17 protein-coding genes are annotated in these 18854 nt (G+C 66.1%); 12 read left to right on the top strand and 5 right to left on the bottom strand.

Annotation, left to right across the window (positions count from 1 at the left end; genetic code table 11):
* Positions 1 to 9: 9 nt before the first annotated feature.
* Complete coding sequence (locus ABIR17_RS08855; RefSeq protein ID WP_348004017.1) at positions 10 to 1482, top strand: MFS transporter; 1473 nt, start codon at positions 10 to 12, stop codon at positions 1480 to 1482.
* A 12-nt stretch (positions 1483 to 1494) separates the two neighbouring features.
* Here the strand turns inward: ABIR17_RS08855 and ABIR17_RS08860 are convergent, their stop codons facing one another.
* Positions 1495 to 2268, bottom strand: coding sequence for an SDR family oxidoreductase (locus ABIR17_RS08860; protein ID WP_348004018.1), 774 nt, complete (start codon positions 2266 to 2268; stop codon positions 1495 to 1497).
* A gap of 105 nt (positions 2269 to 2373) precedes the next feature.
* Between ABIR17_RS08860 and ABIR17_RS08865 the strand changes: the two genes are divergently transcribed.
* From ABIR17_RS08865 to ABIR17_RS08885, 5 genes are all read left to right on the top strand, one after another.
* Positions 2374 to 3723: a bifunctional o-acetylhomoserine/o-acetylserine sulfhydrylase gene (locus tag ABIR17_RS08865; protein WP_348004297.1), complete on the top strand. Its 1350-nt coding sequence runs from the start codon at positions 2374 to 2376 to the stop codon at positions 3721 to 3723.
* A 92-nt stretch (positions 3724 to 3815) separates the two neighbouring features.
* On the top strand, positions 3816 to 5021 hold the full coding sequence (locus ABIR17_RS08870) for a homoserine O-acetyltransferase (protein WP_348004019.1): 1206 nt from the start codon (positions 3816 to 3818) through the stop codon (positions 5019 to 5021).
* Between the two features lie 237 nt (positions 5022 to 5258).
* A complete protein-coding gene (locus tag ABIR17_RS08875) occupies positions 5259 to 6446 on the top strand; it encodes an ATP-binding protein (RefSeq protein ID WP_348004020.1) in 1188 nt (395 codons plus the stop codon).
* A 13-nt stretch (positions 6447 to 6459) separates the two neighbouring features.
* The gene (locus ABIR17_RS08880) at positions 6460 to 7755 is read left to right on the top strand and encodes a hypothetical protein (RefSeq protein WP_348004021.1); all 1296 of its coding nucleotides are present in this window, start codon (positions 6460 to 6462) and stop codon (positions 7753 to 7755) included.
* 45 nt (positions 7756 to 7800) lie between these two features.
* The gene (locus ABIR17_RS08885) at positions 7801 to 8460 is read left to right on the top strand and encodes a response regulator transcription factor (RefSeq protein WP_348004022.1); all 660 of its coding nucleotides are present in this window, start codon (positions 7801 to 7803) and stop codon (positions 8458 to 8460) included.
* Here the strand turns inward: ABIR17_RS08885 and ABIR17_RS08890 are convergent.
* The gene (locus ABIR17_RS08890; RefSeq protein WP_348004023.1) at positions 8433 to 9674 is read right to left on the bottom strand and encodes an MFS transporter; all 1242 of its coding nucleotides are present in this window, start codon (positions 9672 to 9674) and stop codon (positions 8433 to 8435) included. The genes ABIR17_RS08885 and ABIR17_RS08890 overlap by 28 nt on opposite strands.
* Positions 9671 to 11002, bottom strand: coding sequence for a glycosyltransferase 87 family protein (locus ABIR17_RS08895; RefSeq protein WP_348004024.1), 1332 nt, complete (start codon positions 11000 to 11002; stop codon positions 9671 to 9673). The genes ABIR17_RS08890 and ABIR17_RS08895 overlap by 4 nt, the downstream gene beginning before the upstream one ends.
* A 193-nt stretch (positions 11003 to 11195) precedes the next feature.
* Between ABIR17_RS08895 and ABIR17_RS08900 the strand changes: the two genes are divergently transcribed.
* From ABIR17_RS08900 to ABIR17_RS08915, 4 genes are read left to right on the top strand one after another with little or no spacing between them, the layout of a single operon-like run.
* Positions 11196 to 11633 carry a metalloregulator ArsR/SmtB family transcription factor gene (locus ABIR17_RS08900; RefSeq protein WP_348004025.1) on the top strand — a complete coding sequence of 146 codons (438 nt, stop codon included), beginning with the start codon at positions 11196 to 11198 and terminating at the stop codon, positions 11631 to 11633.
* Positions 11630 to 12106 (top strand): SRPBCC domain-containing protein, encoded by a 477-nt coding sequence (locus ABIR17_RS08905; RefSeq protein ID WP_348004026.1) that lies wholly within the window; start codon positions 11630 to 11632, stop codon positions 12104 to 12106. Before ABIR17_RS08900 ends, ABIR17_RS08905 begins: the two co-directional genes overlap by 4 nt.
* Positions 12103 to 12933 carry an alpha/beta fold hydrolase gene (locus ABIR17_RS08910; RefSeq protein ID WP_348004027.1) on the top strand — a complete coding sequence of 277 codons (831 nt, stop codon included), beginning with the start codon at positions 12103 to 12105 and terminating at the stop codon, positions 12931 to 12933. Before ABIR17_RS08905 ends, ABIR17_RS08910 begins: the two co-directional genes overlap by 4 nt.
* On the top strand, positions 12930 to 13370 hold the full coding sequence (locus ABIR17_RS08915) for a YdeI/OmpD-associated family protein (protein WP_348004028.1): 441 nt from the start codon (positions 12930 to 12932) through the stop codon (positions 13368 to 13370). Before ABIR17_RS08910 ends, ABIR17_RS08915 begins: the two co-directional genes overlap by 4 nt.
* Positions 13371 to 13382: 12 nt before the next feature.
* Here ABIR17_RS08915 and ABIR17_RS08920 read toward each other — a convergent pair whose 3' ends face one another.
* Positions 13383 to 14741: a glucose-6-phosphate dehydrogenase gene (locus tag ABIR17_RS08920; RefSeq protein ID WP_348004029.1), complete on the bottom strand. Its 1359-nt coding sequence runs from the start codon at positions 14739 to 14741 to the stop codon at positions 13383 to 13385.
* Positions 14742 to 14783: 42 nt separating this feature from the next.
* Entirely contained in the window at positions 14784 to 15896 is a 1113-nt protein-coding gene (locus ABIR17_RS08925) for a hypothetical protein (RefSeq protein ID WP_348004030.1), read from the bottom strand.
* A gap of 77 nt (positions 15897 to 15973) precedes the next feature.
* Here ABIR17_RS08925 and ABIR17_RS08930 point away from each other — a divergent pair, with 77 nt between their 5' ends.
* Both ABIR17_RS08930 and ABIR17_RS08935 read left to right on the top strand, forming a co-directional pair.
* Positions 15974 to 16375 carry a hypothetical protein gene (locus ABIR17_RS08930; RefSeq protein WP_348004031.1) on the top strand — a complete coding sequence of 134 codons (402 nt, stop codon included), beginning with the start codon at positions 15974 to 15976 and terminating at the stop codon, positions 16373 to 16375.
* A gap of 169 nt (positions 16376 to 16544) precedes the next feature.
* Positions 16545 to 18644, top strand: a complete 2100-nt coding sequence (locus ABIR17_RS08935; RefSeq protein ID WP_348004032.1) for a UvrD-helicase domain-containing protein — start codon at positions 16545 to 16547, stop codon at positions 18642 to 18644.
* Positions 18645 to 18854 lie beyond the last annotated feature (210 nt).

An 18854-nucleotide genomic window follows, 5' to 3' on the forward strand; every position in this document is an offset into this window, starting at 1 on the left:
CATCCGATCATGACGGCCGCACTTCCCACTTCGATGCGCACGATCACGTTCCGCCTCGTCGGTTTCCTGTTCCTCGTCGAGCTGACCAGCGGAATCCTTCAGGGGTTTTACGTTCCGCTCATCCCCGACCTCGTCAAGCACCTGGGCATCCAGGATGCCGACTTCAACTGGTTCGAGGCGGCGCAGTTGCTGCTCTCGGCGATCGCCGTGCCGGTGCTCGCCAAATTCGGCGACATGATCGGGCATAAGAAGATCCTGCTGATCTCCACCGTTTTGACGGCGGGCGCCTCGTGGTGGCTGGCATTCACCGGAGACTTCACCTCCTTTCTGATCGCCTGGGCGCTGCAGGGGTTCTACGTCGTATGGCTCCCCCTTGAGGTCGCCCTGATCTTCGACCGGGGTCGTCGCACCGCGACCGGGGCGTCGCAGACTCGCCGCGCGGCCGGATTCCTGGTCGTCGCCCTTGAGGCCGGGGCCATCATCGGCGCGCTCGCGAGCTCGAAGGTCTTCGCGGCCTTCGGCCATGACGTGACGCCCACCCTCTTCGTCCCGGCGATCTGCGTGAGCCTGGTGTTCTTCGCCATCCTGTTCGGGGTTCCCGAATCGCAACCGTTGCCCGGTCGCAAACTCGACGCGGGCGGGTTCGCGATCCTCACCATCGCGCTGCTGCTGATCACCGCGGGGCTCGGCTACCTGCGCACCGACGGTCCGATCGTGCCGCTGGTGATTGCGCTCGTTGTCGTCGGAATTCTGGCCTTCATTCCGTTCGTGCTCTACGAACGCAAGCAACCCGATCCCGCCATCGATCTGAAGGTGATTCGCCAGCCGACCATGTGGCCCGTGCTCATCACGGCCGCGCTGTTCGGGATCAGTGTGCTCGGAGCGCAGGCGCCTCTGTCGACCTACGCGGGCACCGATCCGAAGAATGGGTACGGTCTCGGTCTCGAGTCGGATGTCATCTCGTACCTGATCGGCGCCTACCTCGTGTCGATGATCGTGGGCGCGCTGCTGCTGCCGGTGCTGTCGAAACGCGCGAGTCCGCGGATCGCCCTCATCGTGGCGTCGTTCTTCGTCGCGGCCGGATACCTCCTGTTCCTCCCCCTGCACGGCCAGGTATGGCAGGTCATCATGAACATGGTGATTGCCGGCATCGGCTCGGGTGCCCTCGTCGCCGCGCTGCCCGCTGCTGCGGCCGCCGCAGCGCCACGCGGTCAGACCGGGATCGCCGCGGGCCTGACCAACACGACGAAGACCATTGGCGGGTCGTTCGCGTCGTCGGTGTTCGGTGTCGTCCTCGCCGTCGGTGCGGGAGCGGGAGTCGGCGCTGCTGCCAGCTACGGCGGGTACGTCGTCGTCTGGCTGGTCTGCGGAATCGGTGCCCTGGTCTCGGCCGCGCTGCTGTTCTTCGTGCCAAAACTGGCGTTCGCAGATGTGGAATCCGTCGAACCCGAGGAGATCGCCGCGGCGACCCCGCGAGGTTGAGGGCAAATAGCCCTAGGCCTTGGGTGTCAGCGGACCGCGGATGACCTTCCACGGCGCCGCCTGAGCAACAGGCTTGATCGTCACGAGGTCCAGGTTGATATGCGCGGGCAGTTCGATCATGTGCACGATCGAACTGGCGATGTCGTCGGCCGTGAGCGGCTCGGGCACGTTGTCGTATACGGCGTCGGCGCGGGCCTGATCGCCGCCGAACCGCACGAGCGAGAACTCGTCGGTCTTGACCATGCCCGGCGCGATCTCGAGCACGCGGATCGGTTCGCCGGCAAGTTCTAACCGCAGCACGGCCATCAGCATGTGGGCGCCCGCCTTCGCGGCGATGTAGCCCGACCCGCCCTCGTACGCGGTGTGTCCGGCGATCGACGTGACGGTCAGGATGTCGGCGCTGCCGGCATCCCGTGCCCCGTTACGCAGCGCGGGGAGCAGAGCCGTGATCAGGTTCTTGACCGCGAGAACGTTGATCTCGAACATCGCCCGCCAATCGTTCGGGTCGCTCTCTTCGACGCTCGCGAGCCCGAAGGCGCCGCCCGCGTTGTTGACCAGGGCGTGCAGCGGTCCGAGCGCTGAGACCTCGTCCCGCACCCGCGCAACGTCGTCGGCCTGCGTGAGGTCGGCCACGATGACGTGCGCGCCGATTTCGGCGGCAAGTGCAGCGAGCCGCTCCGCTCGTCGCGCGACAGCGACGACTTCCCAACCGTGCGCTGCGAAGAGCCGCGCCGTGGCGGCACCAATCCCCGAACTCGCACCCGTCACGATCACGCGCCTCGTCATCCCTCCACCGTACGACGCTCCGAGACGGCGAATGACCATCCGGTTACGTCAGATTTCGTCGCCGCTGGCGGTGATCGATGAGCGAACCTAGGCTCGCCCGTGTCGATCCCGACCCCCGATTCATCGCAAGGAGCCACCATGTCGGACTGGAAGTTCGAGACCAAGCAGATCCACTCAGGTTCTGCACCCGACCCGGTCACCAACGCGCGGGCCACGCCGATCTACAAGACGACGTCGTACGTGTTCAACTCGGCCGATCACGCGAAGAACCTGTTCGCCCTTGCCGAGTTCGGCAACATCTACACGCGTCTGATGAACCCGACCACGGATGTCGTCGAACAGCGCGTCGCCGCGCTCGAAGGCGGCACCGCCGCCCTGGCCGTCGCGTCAGGTTCCGCCGCAATCACCTACGCCGTGCTCAACATCGCTGGCGCCGGTGACCACATCGTCTCGTCGTCCTCGATCTACGGCGGCACCTACAACCTCTTCAAGTACACCCTCGCGAAGCTCGGAATCGAGGTCACCTTCGTCGAGAACCAGGATGACGCCGACGAGTGGAAGGCCGCGGTTCGGCCGAACACGAAACTGTTCTTCGCCGAGACGATCGGCAACCCGCGCATCAACATCCTCGACATCGAGCTGGTCGCGGGCATCGCTCACGACAACGACCTCCCGCTGATCGTCGACAACACGATCGCGACGCCGTACTTGATTCGTCCGTTCGAGTTCGGTGCTGACGTCGTCGTGCACTCGGCCACCAAGTTCCTCGGCGGCCACGGCACGGTCATCGCCGGCGTCATCGTCGACGGCGGCAAGTTCGCCTGGAGCAAGCACGTCGACAAGTTCCCGGGCCTCACCGAACCCGACCCGTCGTACCACGGCGCGTCGTACACCGGTGTGCTCGGCGACGCGATCGCGTACGTCATCAAGATCCGCGTGCAGTTGCTGCGCGACACGGGTGCCGCCCTTTCCCCCGACAGCTCGTTCTCGCTGATCCAGGGCATCGAGACCCTGTCGCTGCGCATCGAGCGTCACGTGCAAAACACTCAGGCTGTCGCCGAGTGGCTCGAGAACCACCCCGACGTCGCGACGGTGAACTACGCCGGCCTGCCGTCGAGCCCGTGGTACGCGGCCGCGAACAAGTACGCCCCCCTCGGCGTCGGAGCTGTCGTGTCGTTCGAACTCAAGGGCGGCGTGGATGCCGGTCGCGCCCTCGTCGAGAACGTTTCACTGTTCAGCCACCTGGCCAACATCGGCGACGTGCGCTCGCTCATCATTCACCCGGCATCGACGACGCACTCCCAGCTCACCCCCGAGCAGCAGCTGACGACCGGTGTCACGCCGGGCCTCGTGCGGCTCTCCGTCGGGCTGGAGAACATCGACGACCTCACGGCCGACCTTGAGGCTGGTTTCGCGGCAGCACGCAAGGTGAGCGCGGCGAACGCAGCCGTCTAAGCACTGATCTGGCCCGGATGTCTTCCGGCCGAGCCAGACCCCCGCGCGTCATATGACGGCGGGGGTCTCCGCTTTCCGACAGAATCAGTGCGATGGATTGGCAGACTCCCGAAGACGCCGTGCCGTCGGCGTTTGTGACGGAGTCACAGCGACGACAGGTCGCCGGCAAGCCGCCGACGTCGGGCGCATGGCGACAGGGCGACGACCCGGGAGATCGCAGCTTCGCCGCGATTGGCGACCTCACGCTCGAGCGTGGGGGCAGCATCCCGAATGTGACGATCGCCTACGAGACGTGGGGTGAACTCGCCCCCGACGGATCGAATGCGGTGCTCGTGCTTCACGCCCTCACCGGCGACAGTCACGTCGTCGGTGCGCCGGGGCCCGGACACCCGACCGCCGGCTGGTGGGGCGGATTGGTGGGTCCCGGAAAAGTCCTCGACCCCGCGGAGTGGTTCGTGGTTGCCCCCAACATGCTCGGCGGCTGCCAAGGCAGCACGGGACCGGCCTCGTTGGCGCCCGACGGCGCGGAGTGGGGGCCGCGGTTTCCGTACCTCACGATTCGCGACCAGGTCGCCGCGCAAGCTGCGCTCAGCGAACTGCTCGGAATCGACCGCTGGGCCCTCGTCGTCGGCGGGTCGATGGGCGGCATGCAGGTCCTCGAGTGGGGCATCATGCACCCCGATCGGGTCGAACGCATCGCGGTGCTCGCCGCTCCCCCGTTCTCGAGTGCCGACGAGATCGCGCTCAACTCGGTGCAGGCCGAGGCGATCCGCATGGATCCGGCTTTCCGTGGCGGCGACTACTACGACGCCTCCGAAGGCGAGGGACCGCACCGCGGTCTGTCATTGGCACGCCGGATGGCCCTGCTCAACTACCGCTCCCCCACCGAACTCAACGACAGGTTCGAGCGATCCTGGCAGAGCGGCATCAGCCCTCTCGGCGGGGGCGGACGATTTGCGGTGGGGAGTTATCTCGACTTCCACGGCAACAAGTTCACCCGTCGCTTCGACGCGAACTCCTATCTGGTGCTCACGGATGCCATGGACTCCCACGACGTCGGTCGCGACCGAGGCGGGGTTGCATCCGCTCTCGCGCGGGTGCGCGCGAAGGCGCTCGTCCTCGGCATCGATAGCGACCGGCTCTTTCCGGTCGTCGGTCAAGAGACCATCGCGCGACACCTGACAGGCAACATCGATGGCGACGTGCCGGTCGTCATCTCGTCGCCGTTCGGCCACGACGCGTTCCTGATCGAAGACGCTCTCGTTGCCGCGCAGTTGAGGCGACTCCTCGCCAGCTGAGGCCACCTAGCTCGCGAGGGGCGCAAGCTCGGGCGTAAAGCTGGCGAGGGTCGCGTGGTGAGCGCGACCCTCGAACACCCCCTGGTGAATGTGTGGCGGCAATACGTCCGAAGAAGTATCGTCGGCCCCTCGTGTCCCCCAGCAGTGCGGTGGAACTGTTGCTGTCAGGAGCGTACTGCTCGCGCTCCGCGTGGCACCCCCCATTCGCGTGTCGCGGTGTGTCACGATTCGTTCAGAATGGATTTGATCAGCAGGGAGCGTGACCGGCTGCTCCAGCGCAGCGCCCGCGCGTACGGTCTCACCTTTACCGCTGTCTCCGCGCTGTGTTTCGCACTTCCCGGTGCGGTCTCGTTCAGGGTGCTCCTGCTCGGAATCCCGTTCTACGTCCTGGTGGTGGCGGCGCAGGTCGCGATCGGCCTGAGCCGCTCGATCTGGTGGCCCCTGCTCGCACTCGCCGGGGGGAACGGGATCGTGCTCGTCGTCGCCCTCCTTGACGCTCCACCCGGCCCCGCGGCCTGGCTCGCGATCCTCAACCTGGGCGCCGCATCCCTCGCTTCCGTCTCACTCGTCCTCACCACGAGTCCGATTCGAATCGCCCTTCTCACGCTGGGTGGTATTGCCACCGTCGCGACGGTCGTTGTCGCCGAAATTTCGAGCCCCGCACAGGCCCTGCGTAGCGCCGGAACGGTCCTCGTGGGCTGGGGGCTCGCGGCCCTCATCACGGTGTGGATAAGCGCGGGCGTTCCGCAGGTCGCTAAACGCATCGCCAGCATCGGTCGCGCCCACCGGGCCGAACGTCAGGCCAGCGAGCTCGAGGCTCAGCGGCGCCAGTCGGCTCGCCTCCTGCACGACACCGTGCTGGCCAGCCTGACCCTGCTCGCGCACTCGGGGGTCGGCGTCAAACCCGACGCTCTTCGCCAGCAGGCCGCCGAGGACGCAAAACTGCTGCGCCAGCTACGGCTCGGCACCGTTCCGATCCCGCAGCCCGCAGCGGGCGGGACGGCAGACGGCTCGCCCGCGAGTAACCCGAATCCTGACGACACCGTCTTAGGCACGACCCTCGAGTCCGTCAAACAGCGGTTCGGACGGATGGGCCTCAAAGTCTCGTGGCACGGCACCGGGCAGGTTCTCCTGCCCAGCGACGTCCTCGACGCGTTCCTGCTGGCGTTGGCGGAATGCCTCGAGAATGTGCGACGTCACTCCGGAGTCACCGAGGCGCACGTCACGATCACCGACGACGCCAAGATGGTGCGTGCGCTCGTCACCGACGCCGGGGTGGGGTTCGACATCACCGACATCGAGGCCACCAAGCTGGGGTTCGCCGAGTCGGTGGTCGGACGCTTACGCGAAGTCGGCGGCAACGCGCGGCTGTTCTCGTCGCCCGGCTCGGGCACCACCGTCGCACTCGAGGTACCACGGGCATGAGCGGATACCGGCGATGAACAAAGACACCATCACCTTCTCGCGTCCCGACGAGAACACTCTCGGCGTGGTCGTCGGCAACGCTCGCCGCGCTATGACCACGACCGCCCGCCGCCTCGGTCGCGCCGCCAGCACACATCGCGCGAGCCTCGGCACCGCGTTCCTCGGCCTCGGTGCGGCGATCATCGTTGGCCTCCGCGCCGTCTACGGGGCGATCTGGTTTGCCTCGCAATGGGGCGCCTACCCCGAACCGTTCGCCGCCCTCGCGGCCTGGATCGTCTTCGCGGCCGTTCTGACGGGCGCCATCGTCATGTCGCGGGTGAGGAGCGACCGCCTTCCCGACTGGATGTTCGGCCTCTTCCTGGCCGGGATCGTGACGGCGATCGCGCTCGACGTGATCGCCGTCTGGTCGTTGCACGACATCGGGCGCTACGCAACAGCGGCCCTCACCGCGGGGATGGCGCTTCTCGTGCTGGTTGCTCTCCGCGGGTCGGTCGAAATTCTCACGGCATCCGCGGTGCTCGGCGTCGGTCTTGCCGTCGTGATCTTCCTTGATGCGCCGCTGGGCGCCGAGGCATCCGACTCCGCCTGGATCGCGACGCAGATCACGGCGATCGCCGGGGCGGTGCTGCCACCGGTCATCGGCGTGATCATCATCGAAGGCTTCCGGCGAATGGTGCAGATCGAACTCGACCGGGTGCTCGTTCAGAGCACCGTGTCAGCGCCACGCTTTGCGGTCGGCATGCTGGCCTCCGAAGAGCTCGCACGCCTCGACCTGGCGGCCGAAGAGCTGCTCGACGCTGTCGCCAACAAAAAGACGAACCTGCCGCTCACGCCGAAGAACGCGTCGGTGGCCGCGCAGTTGGCGACCGAGTTGCGGTTGCACCTCATCGAAGGCCGCCGCGAAACCTGGCTCTACCACGCGATCAGCGAGTCGGAACAGTTGGGCAAGTCGGTGACGCTGTCGGACAAGTCGAGCCTCGCCGGCCTTCTCGATGCGACCCAGCGCGATGGTCTGCTCAGCGCTGCCTGGTTGCTCGTGGCGGACGTCCCGTCGGCGGCCAGTCGTCGGCGAAGCACCAGCCGCACCCTCAACCTCCAGATCGGGCCGGTGCTGCCGGGTACGCCGAACGTGCCCGAACACAAGATCTCGATCCCCGTCACCATGACCTCGACCGGCGTTCGACGAAATCGGGTGGACTCGGGTGTCTGGGACGCCATCGGCCGCATCGGGCGCTACTCTGACTCAACTCAGGACGCCAGCCTGCGGGTCGATATCGACTGCATCGTCGACAACCCTGCCGACATCTGATCTCCCCCCGCAGAAGCCTGTAGTACCTGACCGGAAGGAACACTCGTGGCCAACATCCGTGTCGCCCTCGTTGACGACCACCGCATGATCCTGGGCGCGCTGACGGAGTGGATCCGCGGCGCTGCGGATGACATCGACATGGTCGCCGCGGTACCAACCTGGCCCGAGTTGCTCACGCATCCGGAATTCCCGGTCGACGTCGTGCTGCTCGACCTCGACCTCAAAGACAATCTGCCGGTCGCGCTGAAGATCTCGACCCTGAAGACCACCGGGGTGCGCACGGTGCTGATGAGCACGTACTCGGAGCCCAACGTCGTGCGTGAAGCCCTCGCTGCCGGCGCTCTCGGCTACCTCGTGAAGAGCGAAAACACCGAGATGATCGTTGAGGCCATCCGGGCCGCCGCGAAGGGCGAGAGTTTCATCTCGGCCGAACTCGACCTGGCGATCAACGCCGCCGATATCGGCGGGGCGCCGAAACTGTCGGCACAGGAGCGTCGCGTCATGGCCCTTTACGGCGGTGGTGAACCGGTCAAGGCAGTCGCCTATCAGCTCGGCATCTCCGAAGAGACCGCTAAGAGTTACCTCAAGCGCATCCGCGAGAAGTACCGAGTCGCCGGCATCGATGTCGGCACCAAGGTGGGGCTACGTCGGCGTGCCATCCAGGACGGCATCTTGATTCAGGATGCGCCTGCCGGCTCGTTCTGATTCAAGCTGGCTCGTTCTGCCGCGCGCCTCGTGATGAGTGCGCCGAGGAGCGCGAGCCCGAGGCCGGGAATGCACAGGAGCAGGCCCACCCATGCTGTTGAGGCGTACCCGTAACCTCCCGCGATCACCAGACCACCGAGCACCGCGCCCAGGCTGTTGCCGAGGTTGAGTCCCGAATGGTTGACAGCTGCGGCGAGCGTCTGACTTTCGCGCGCGACCTCCAGCAGCCGGGTCTGGATGGCGACAGCGAGCACCGACGACGCGACAGCCATCAAGAAGATTCCGACGAAGAGTCCAACCGGCGTCGAGGCGACCGCGATCAGCACCACGAAAGAGGCAGCCGATCCGATGAAGCTGAGCACGATCGCTCGCACCGCGTGACGGTCTGCGAGCGGCCCGCCGAGCCAGTTTCCGATCGTCATCCCCACCCCGAAGACCACGAGCACGACCGGCACGATCACGGCGGGGAGCATCGTCAGCTGGGTTGTCATCGGGGCGATGTAGCTCTGCACGGCGAACAAACCGCCGAAACCCACGACCCCGGTCAGCAGGGCGAGCCACACCTCACCGCGACGGAATCCGCCGAGCTCGCGTTTGACCGTCGCCCCCGGATCGCCGGGGCTGCTGGGCACCGCCACCAGAATCGCGACGAGTGCAAACGCGAAGACCACGGCGACCGCGACATAGGCGGCGCGCCATCCGGCTTGCTGCCCGAGAAAAGTGATCGCGGGCACCCCGATCACGTTCGCAATCGTGAGCCCCGCGAGCACGATCGAGATACCGCGACCCTGCTTGCCGGGACCCATCAGCGAACCCGCCACGAGTGAGGCGATCCCGAAGTAGGCGCCGTGCGGCAGTGCGGCGACGAATCGGGCGATGACGAGCGTCGGAAAGTTGGGGGCCAGAGCCGAGGCGATCGAGCCCAGGATGAACGCCGCAACCAGAGCAACTAACAGACCGCGCCGCGGCATCCGGGCGGCGAACACCGCGATCGTCGGGGCACCGACCACGACACCGGCGGCGTAGGCGGTGATCATCCACCCCGCCTGGGCGATCGCTTGCGCGTGATCGACGGAAGCCATCGTCGGAAAGAGGTCGGCTGCGATCTGCGGCAAGAGACCCGACGCAACAAATTCGGTAGACCCGATTCCGAAGCCCCCGAGGGCAAGCGCGAGCAACGCGAGCCGCACGCGCGTCGGCGACAGAGTATTCACGGGGTGACTTTTTCGGGCGTGCCTGAGCTCTCGGTGACACGGTTCTCGGTGACGCGGCCCGCGGTGACACGCTCGAAGGAGTCGTCGAGGTGCTCCCCCTGGTCGCCAGCAGCGAGGTCGACCGGGCGCCGAAGCACCGAGATCAGAGCGACGACCGCCCACACGAACAGCACCACGTACAGGATGTTGCGCGCCGTCAGCAGGAGCACCATCGGCAGGTTCGCGGCGAGTAGTTCGGCGTACAGGTACGGATAGAACGCCTGGGTCAGACCGGCAATGACGAGCGCCAGAGCCGCGGGGACGCGGAACGAGCGCCCGCCGCTGACCGCTGCGGTCATCAGTCCGAAGACGATCGGCACGGCGAGCCAGGTCACGAACTGCGGCGACCCGACCTTGTTGAAGATGATGAGCGCAACAGTCAGCGCGAGAACGAGCGGCGGCAGCACCTCGGAGGGTGTGCGACCACGACGCGTTGCGAGGATCCCCAGGCCCAGCAGCACGAGGGCCACGATCGCCAACATCGGGGTCGCGGCAGCCGCAACAGCGAGCACATTCTGACCTCGCAACTGGAAGGTGAGGATGCCGTGGTCGTAGTAGACCTGGCTGTGCCCGACACCGAGGGTGGCATCCCACATCCACGGGGTCGCGATCACCGCTTCGACTTGAAGTCCACGCCCGGTTTGCTCCGACAAGAAGCTGAAAAGCGTTCCCCCGCCGCCGAGCGCCAGATCGGCGATCACGATGACAGCTGTGATGGCGGCCGCTCCGATGATGATTCGGACGCGGTCACGTCCCGCGACGATCACCGCGGCGACTATCGCAGCGGGCCAGACCTTGATCCACGCGGCGACGGTGAGGAGCACGCCGGCGAGCAGCGGACGAGTCACCAGGACGAGCATCCCGATGATTGCAATCGGGACCGTGAACGAGTCGATGCGCCCGATCGCGACAGGTCCGAGTACGACCAGAAATCCGAGCCACCACCAACCGATGTGGCCGCGGTCGGCGCGCCGACTCATCGACACGATGACGGCGAACGCGGCCGCGTCGATGATCATCACGAGGCTCAGCCAGGTGCTCGCGTACAGGGCCGCGCCCAGGGCGAATGAGGCCAACATCGGCACGATCGCGACAATCGGGTAGACCCAGATGGTGTCGATGCCGACCCAGCCCCGACCCTGGAAGCCGTACTCCATCCAGAACTTGTAGACGTTCGTGACGTCGCCGATCGGCTGCCCAGGCGCATAGAGCGCGAGGAACCCAAGCCAGAGGTGGGCGAGCACGAAACCGGTCCAGAGGGCGATCGGACTCCGCGCAATCGCTCTCATTGGTCACAGCGTAATCGCGTCACGATTCGACACCTGACCGCAGGCTGAGAGCGCTGATCCTCGCCGCACCACGGCTATTTGCCCAACTTCGGGCAATCGGGGCCAGGGGATAGCCCCAGGTCGGGCAAAAGGCGGGGTCTCTTGACCCCTCTCTCTACATAACCCTATGGTTATCGAAACCAGGAGGTTATGGATGCCGACCATCGAAGCAGACCACGCGGGCGCGGATCAGGTGGGCGCGGATCAGGCGGACGCTGATCAGGCGGGCGCAGATGCGCTGAGCAGCGTGTTTGCCGCCCTGGCCGACCCAACCCGCCGCGCGATCCTCACCCGGTTGATGACCAGTGACGCAAGCGTCGCCGAACTCGGCCAGCCGTTCGAGATGAGCCAGCCCGCCGTGTCGAAGCACCTCAGGGTGCTCGAGACCGCCGGACTCATCTCGCGCACCAAGGTCGCGACCACGCGGTACAGCCACCTCGAGGCCGAACCGCTCAAGGCGGCGACCGCCTGGATGCAGTCCTACAAGCGTTTCTGGAACGAGAGTTTCGACCGCCTCGACACCGCCCTGGCCGAGTATCTAGCCGCCACGACAGAACCCCCCACCGAACCGGAAGAGAAGGACGAGAAATGAGCGCCATCCCCGAGATCCCCGTCGCCACCGACAGCGACGTATTCATCACCCGGGCGTTCGATGCCCCGCGGGAGGTGGTGTGGAAATTCTTCACCGAGCCGGAGTACCTCGCGCAGTGGTTTGGGCCCAGCACGGTGCACGTCGACGAAGCATCGGTGATCGTCGAACCGCACGTCGGCGGAGCCTGGGGGCTCGACATGGTCGACAACGAGACCGGCGATCACTACCCCATGCGGGCGCGACTGACTGCAGTCATCCCCCCGGAATATCTTGAGGGTGAAGCCTCCGCCGAGACTTCCGAGGGAACGGTCGCGGGCGTGACACTGCGTATCTGGTTGCACGACCACGGTACGAAAACGCGGATCACTCTGCACCAGGGGCCGTTCAACCCGGAGTTTCGGCAGGCGACGAACGACGGCTGGCTCGAGTCGTTCCTCAAGGTCGACGCGATTCTGGCCGGCGGTGCGGCATGAGCGAGACTCAGACGGTGACGGCTACGGAGTTCGCGACGTCGAAAGACGGGACGAAGATCGCGTTCGAGCGGGCTGGACGGGGACCGCTGCTCGTCCTGGTCGACGGCGCCCTCTGCTCCCGCGCGTTTGGTCCCTCACCGGAACTCGCGGGCGCGCTCAAGGAAGACTTCACGGTCGTGTCCTACGACCGTCGGGGGCGTGGCGAGAGCGGCGACACCGCTCCGTACGCGGCGGAACGCGAATTCGACGACCTCGCCGCCGTGATCACAGCGGCCGGTGGGGATGCCTTCGTCATGGGTCAATCGTCGGGCGCGGGTATCGCGTACCGCGCCGCCGCCGCGGGAGTGCCGATGCGACGCCTGATCGGCTACGAAGCGCCGTGGGTCGGGCTCAACAAGAACAAGGACGGCAGCCCGAAGGACTACCTCGGCACCCTCGAGGGCTACCTCGCGAAGGGTGAGCGCGGCAAGGCCGTCGGCTTCTTTATGGTCGATATGGTCGGCGGTCCGTTCTTTCTGCCGCTGATGATGCGGATGATGGGCAAAGTCTGGAGGCAGCTCCAGGCGGTCGCGCACACCCTCCCGTACGACACGCGCGTGATGGGCGGCGACTTCGAGCCACCGATCGACGAGCTGAAGAGCATCGACATCCCGACGCTCGTGCTCGTCGGCGGCAAAGCTGCGAAGAAGATGGCGGCCGCACAGCAGAAGATCGCCGCGACGATTCCGAACGCCGAAATGGGCGTGCTCGACGGCCAGACCCACCAGGTCGCGCCAGCCGCCCTGAAGCCGGAATTCATCCGCTTCTTCACGCAGGAGTCCTCATGACCACCTTCCGCACGACACTGCACCAGATCGGCAACAACGTCGGGATCGTGGTTCCGGATGACGTGGTCGCCTCGCTCAACGCGGGCAAGCGGGTACCGGTGAACGTGACAATCGACGGCGGGTACACGTACCGATCGACGATTGTCTCGATGGGGGGCAGATTCCTGGTTGGATTCAACTCCGCGCAGCGTGCCGACACCGGGCTCGGAGGCGGGGATGAGGTCGACGTCACGCTCGAACACGACACGGCGCCGCGAGAGGTCGAGGTGCCTGAAGTTCTCGCCTCCGCCCTCGCTGCGAACCCGGCCGCCGCGGCTGCCTGGGAGAAGCTGGCCTACACGCATCGCAAGGAGCACGCGCGGTCGATCACCGAGGCCAAGGCCGAAGAGACCCGTCAGCGTCGCGTCGCGGCGACGATCGCGAAACTGACGTCGTAAGGTCGCGACGCACTAACGCCAGGACTTCGGTCCGTGGCTCCCCGCCGGATAGGTCTCCAACGGCACGAGATCTTTGCGCCATGCTGCCAGTACCGGGCTGACGATCCGCCAGCATTCCTCGGCAATGTCGCCGCGCACCGACAGGGTCGGGTCGCCTTCCAGCAACTCGGCGAGCACTTCGCCATACGCACTCAGCTCGCTCGGACCGAACTCGGCGTTGAGGGTCTCCCACTCGAGATCGAACGGGTCGTCGCGACCGTTGGTGACGAGGTCCAGCGACATCGTTGCGGGCTTAATGCCAATGCGCAGGGTTGCTTGACGGCTCGGCCCCTCGAATCCGGTCGGCAGGTGCGGCACATCGCGGAAGGTGAACACGATCTCTTGGCGGGGATTCCCCAGCGCCTTGCCGGACCGCAGCACGAACGGAACTCCCGCCCACCGCCAGTTGTCGATCGCGACAGTCAGCTCGGCAAGGGTCTCCGTCTTGCGCGCGGGTTCGACGCCCTTCTCTGACGCGTAGGACGGCATCTTGCGGCGTCCGACGGTGCCCGCTGTGTAGCGCGCCCGACGACCCTCGGTGCCGTCCCGTTTCCACGGCCGGGTGGCGCGCAACAGTTGGGCCATCGAACCGCGCAGATCTTCCGACCCGACAGTGGCCGGCGGCTCCATCGTGGCAAGTGCGAGCACGAGCAGCAGGTGGCTCTGAATCATGTCGACCAGTGCGCCGGCTTTGTCGTAGTAGCCCGCTCGACCTTCGAGGCCCAACTCCTCCTCGAAGCGCACCTCGACGTGGGCGACGTTCTGGGCCGACAGCAGCGGCTCGAAGATGCGATTCGCGAACCGCAACCCGAGCAGATTCAACACCGTCGATTTGCCGAGGAAGTGATCGACCCGAAAAACCTGCTCTTCGGGAACAAGACGCGTCACGAGTCGGTTCAGCGAACGGGCCGACGCGAGGTCGGTGCCGAAGGGCTTCTCGAGGGCGAGCACGATTCCAGGCGTCAGATCGATCGCGGCGAGTGTCGAGCACACCATGGCGGCAACGGCAGGAGGCAGCGCGAAATAGAGCGCCGTGCGACCTGTCGCCGTCGTGAGTACCCGTTCCAGATCTTCGGCGCTCGTCGCGTCGGCCTGGAGGTACGTCGTCTCGGCGATAACTTTCTCGGCGAGTTTCGACGGAAAGTCCTTGAACGCCTTCGTCACCAGGGCGCGCCATTTGGCATCCGTCATCGGTCCGCGATCGACGCCCATCAACCGGATGGGCTGCGCCCGCGACGAGGCCAGAAGCGACGCCAGACCCGGCAACAGCAATCGCGAGGTGAGGTCTCCCCCGGCACCCAGGATGACGAGGGTCTCGATGCGGGCGCTCACCCCCCGAGAATACTCGGCGCGGCTCGCGGATTGTTCCGGGGGCTAGTGCCCCACTAAGCCGCCAGCAGTCGCGCCGAGGACCGCGGTGACCAACACGATTGCACCGATGACCATCGGCAACACGAGTGTGAGCGCGAGCACAACGATGACCGCGACCGGGAACCGGCGTCGAAGCCGCTGCCCGGGCTGAGCGACGATGTTCGCCGGGAACGGGGCCGCGACGCGGTCATCCTGGTACCGGTTGGTCTGGCGCAGTGCCTTCGCTCCGACCAGGTCGATGATTCGGAAAAGCCGCGAGAGCAACTGCGGGTTGTCCATTGCGAACGCGCGAGGCGAATAAACGAACAGCCAGTCGTCGACGATCTCGATGTCGAACGGAGCGGCCTCGTCGATGCACAGGGCCATCAGGTCGGGCGTGAAGACGTAGAGCGCATCCCGCTCGTACTGCTTGGGGCAGTAGAGCGTGAAATACCGGTTGAAGTCACCCTCGAGCGAGAGCACCTGGTCGCGCGCGTAGAGGCGGGAGAGGCCTGAAAACGCCCAGGAGTTATTCGCGATCGAGTCGAGGAACATGTTCGGCAGCTTGCGCTCCAGGTTGAGGGCGAGAAACCCCCACGTGATGGTCTGCGAGGTTTTGCCGTTACTCACGACGTACCGGAAGTTGCCGACGTCGAAGAATCGCCCCTCAACCGAACGGAAGTGGTCGACCGCGGCGCGGCTTTCACCGCTGCTAAAGATGGCGCCGACGTAGTTGGGCTTCGGATCCAAGGGCGAGAAGGTCATGCGGTTGGTACGCGCGAACCAGTCGAGGCGCAACCAGCGTTCCCAGCGACGTTCGCTCGGGAACACCTTGAAACATGCCCAGATCATGAGTGCCACGAGGCCGAAGCTGAAGAGACTGAGGAGGAGCGCTAAGCCACCGGAGAGTGCTCCGCTCGAGTTCCCCGCACCAAACCCGCCGATCGCCCCGGCGATCGACGCAAATCCGACCAGGATGCTGATCGCGATCATCGGAACAGCGAGTACCAGCACCAGCACGATCCGCCCGGTGTTGTCGCCCGCCCATCGGGCGCCGCTCGCCTTCGCCGCGAGCTTCCAGGTCTGCACCTGCTGAAGCGACACGGGCGCTGTGAACGCGGTCCAGTCGAGACTCATCGGGTGGCGAGGGGACGCGTCGTAGGCATGAGCTTGAGGTTACCGACGCGCGGCGGCGACGCAGTAATCTCGGCGACATGACGATGGATGCTGCCTCTCCCGTTGCGACCCCGGGTCCGATGCCGCTCCCTGCGCGCCGACCGCGCAACAAGATCGGCATCGTCGCAATGGTGATCGTCCTCTTTCTTGTGGTCGCCCCGATTGTCGGCTGGATTGTGTTGGCGATCGCTGGCGCCGGCAGCGCGGAAAGCCGGGATAACGCGATCATGATCGTTCTCTTCGGTGGCCTCATCGTCATCCTCGAGGTCATCTCGATCACCTCGCCGCTTGCGGTGGGGGCTCTCATCCTCGGAATCGTCAGCATGTTCGCGCCGGGTTCGAAAGCTCCGGGGATCTTCGCGATCGTCATCGGCGCCATCTACTCGCTCGGGTTGTTCGGTCTGCCGACGGTGCTGGCCGAGATCCTCCCCAAATCCTGACCGCCCGCGACCCGAAATCTATGACCCCCAAAGACGCGCTACCCGCTCATGTCACAAACCGTCACACTGGGTTTCGACGGCGCCTCACCATGAGGGGTATATAGGCGCCGTCAGGTTTTCCGGGGACTCGCATTTTTTGGGGAGCTGGGCCTAACGATCCGGGGGGATCATGGCAGCGGGGGGATCCGCCGCGTGGGAAGCGACGCGGCAACGAGAGTTGGCGGACGAGCACGCCCGCCGCGCGGGGATCGCACGTCAGATGGCTCGGTCGTTCGAGGCTGCCGCACACAGTGAGCGCCGCCTCGCCGAGACCCTGATCGAACTCGAACCTCTCGGGTACACGTTGCTCGCCGATCGTCGTCGACCTGGCTCGGTGCGCGGCAATGTCGACCTCATCCTGGTCGGACCGGGCGGCGTCATCATCCTCGACGCGAAGTCGTGGCGCGAGGTGACGATTGTGAACGGGCGCGTGTGGCGCGGCAGCGAGGATGCGACGACCGAAGTCGAACGACTCGCCGACCTTCTGCACTCCACTCAGGGCGAACTCGCCGAGATCGGACTCGCCCCCGGCGAAGTGCACGCGATCGTCGCGTTCACCGGCCACCGCATCCCGAAGACCGAACTGTTCGGGGTGACGCTGCTCGGCGATGCTGTCGCGGTGACCGAGATCTCGCGCCTCGGACGTCGGCTCAGCCCGGCACGAGTCGGCGAGGTGCGGTCGGTTCTCGAAAAACTGTTTCCGCCGTACGCCACCGGCCCGGTCCCCCTTCCGATCGCGTCGATACCGGAACCGGTGCTCGCCGCCACCGACGGTGCCGAATCGTCGAGTGCCGAGTCGTTGAGCGCCGAGCAGATTCAGGATGCCCTCTACGAAGGTCTTCGCCGCGCGCCGATCGAAGAGTGGATGACGATGCTGCACCCGGGGCAGGCTCGGCTCGTGCGCCGCTCGTTCAACGGGCCGTCGCGCATTCGCGGAGCCGCAGGTACCGGCAAAACCGTCGTCGCCCTGCACCGCGCCGCGTACCTAGCCCGGATGACCGGCGGACCGGTTTTGGTGACGACCTTCGTGCGGACCCTGCCGATCGTGCTCGAGTCTCTGCTGCGTCGACTCGCACCGGATGTTGTCGACCGTGTCGAATTTCGCAGCGTGCACAGTTTCGCGACCGAGGTGCTCGCGAGCCGCGGCATCCACCCCGATGTCGATGCCGAAGCGGCCTCGAAGATCTTCGACACGATCTGGCGCAAGATCGGGCTGCAGGGTCCGCTGGGCGCGATCGATCCCGTCGCCGGGTATTGGTACGAAGAGGTGTGTGCTGTCATCAAGGGCCGCGGCCTCACGCGCTTCGAGCAGTACGCGGGGCTCGCCCGGCACGGCCGCCGCCGGCCACTCACGGTCGACCAGCGCATTGCGGTCTGGCAGCTCTACGTTGCTTACGAGGAGCAGCTGCGCGCAAGCGACGTCTCCGATTGGCAAGACGTCATCCTCGAAGCTGACGCGTCGCTCGCCGAGGAGCCGCTGACGACCTACCGCGCCGTGATCGTCGATGAGGCGCAAGACCTGTCGTGCGTCATGATCCGGATGCTGCACTCGCTGGTCGGCGACCAACCCGACGGGTTCAACCTGGTGGGCGACGGTCAGCAGACGATCTACCCGGGCGGCTCGACCTTGGCCGAGGCGGGCGTCTCGATCGCGGGCCGTGCCGTGGTGCTGACTACGAACTACCGCAACACGGCCGAGATCGCCGGGTTCGCGAACCTGCTGGTGAAGGGCGACTCGCACACCGACATCGAGGGCGGCGAAACCGTCGGGGATCTCGCGGAGACTCCGCGGCACGGCTCGCGACCGGTGCACACGGTCTTTCCGTCGCGGGCCGCCCACGACAGGTCGCTCGTCGAACGGGTGCGGCGCATCGTCTCCGACGCCGAAGCGTCCGGTGCCGACATCAGCCTGGGCGACATCGGCGTGCTCGCCCTCTACGCCTGGCACGCTCGCGAGGTGGCCGACGCGCTTGAGGCGGCCGGCATCCCGACCATCGACCTGACCGAGTACGACGGAACGCCTGTCGACGCCGTCAAGGTCGGCACGATCAAGCGTGCCAAAGGACTCGAGTTCGCCGAAGTCCTGGTCGTTCGCACTCCCCCGCACCTCGTGACTCCCGGGCTCGACACGGGTGACGACGCGGCCGCGGAGCGCACGGCGCTTCAGCGGCGCGAACTGTTTGTCGGAATGACCCGCGCCCGCGACGGGCTCTGGGTGGGCGTCGCCTGACCGCGCTGTTCTTGCTCAAAACCTCGGTCAGAAGTCTCTCGGTGCCGAGAGACTTCTGGATTGAGAACGGTGCCCGCCGCGGCGGATCAGGGAATGCTGCGGCGGACACCTGACCGGCGCGTGCATCAGATCACGGGCGCGGCTGATGAGAGTGTTGCACGGAATTCTGAGAACCTAATAATCTGTCCCCCGACGCCTGCACAGACCTTC

The organism is Pseudolysinimonas sp., assembly GCF_039912695.1.
Lineage (GTDB): Bacteria > Actinomycetota > Actinomycetes > Actinomycetales > Microbacteriaceae > Pseudolysinimonas_A.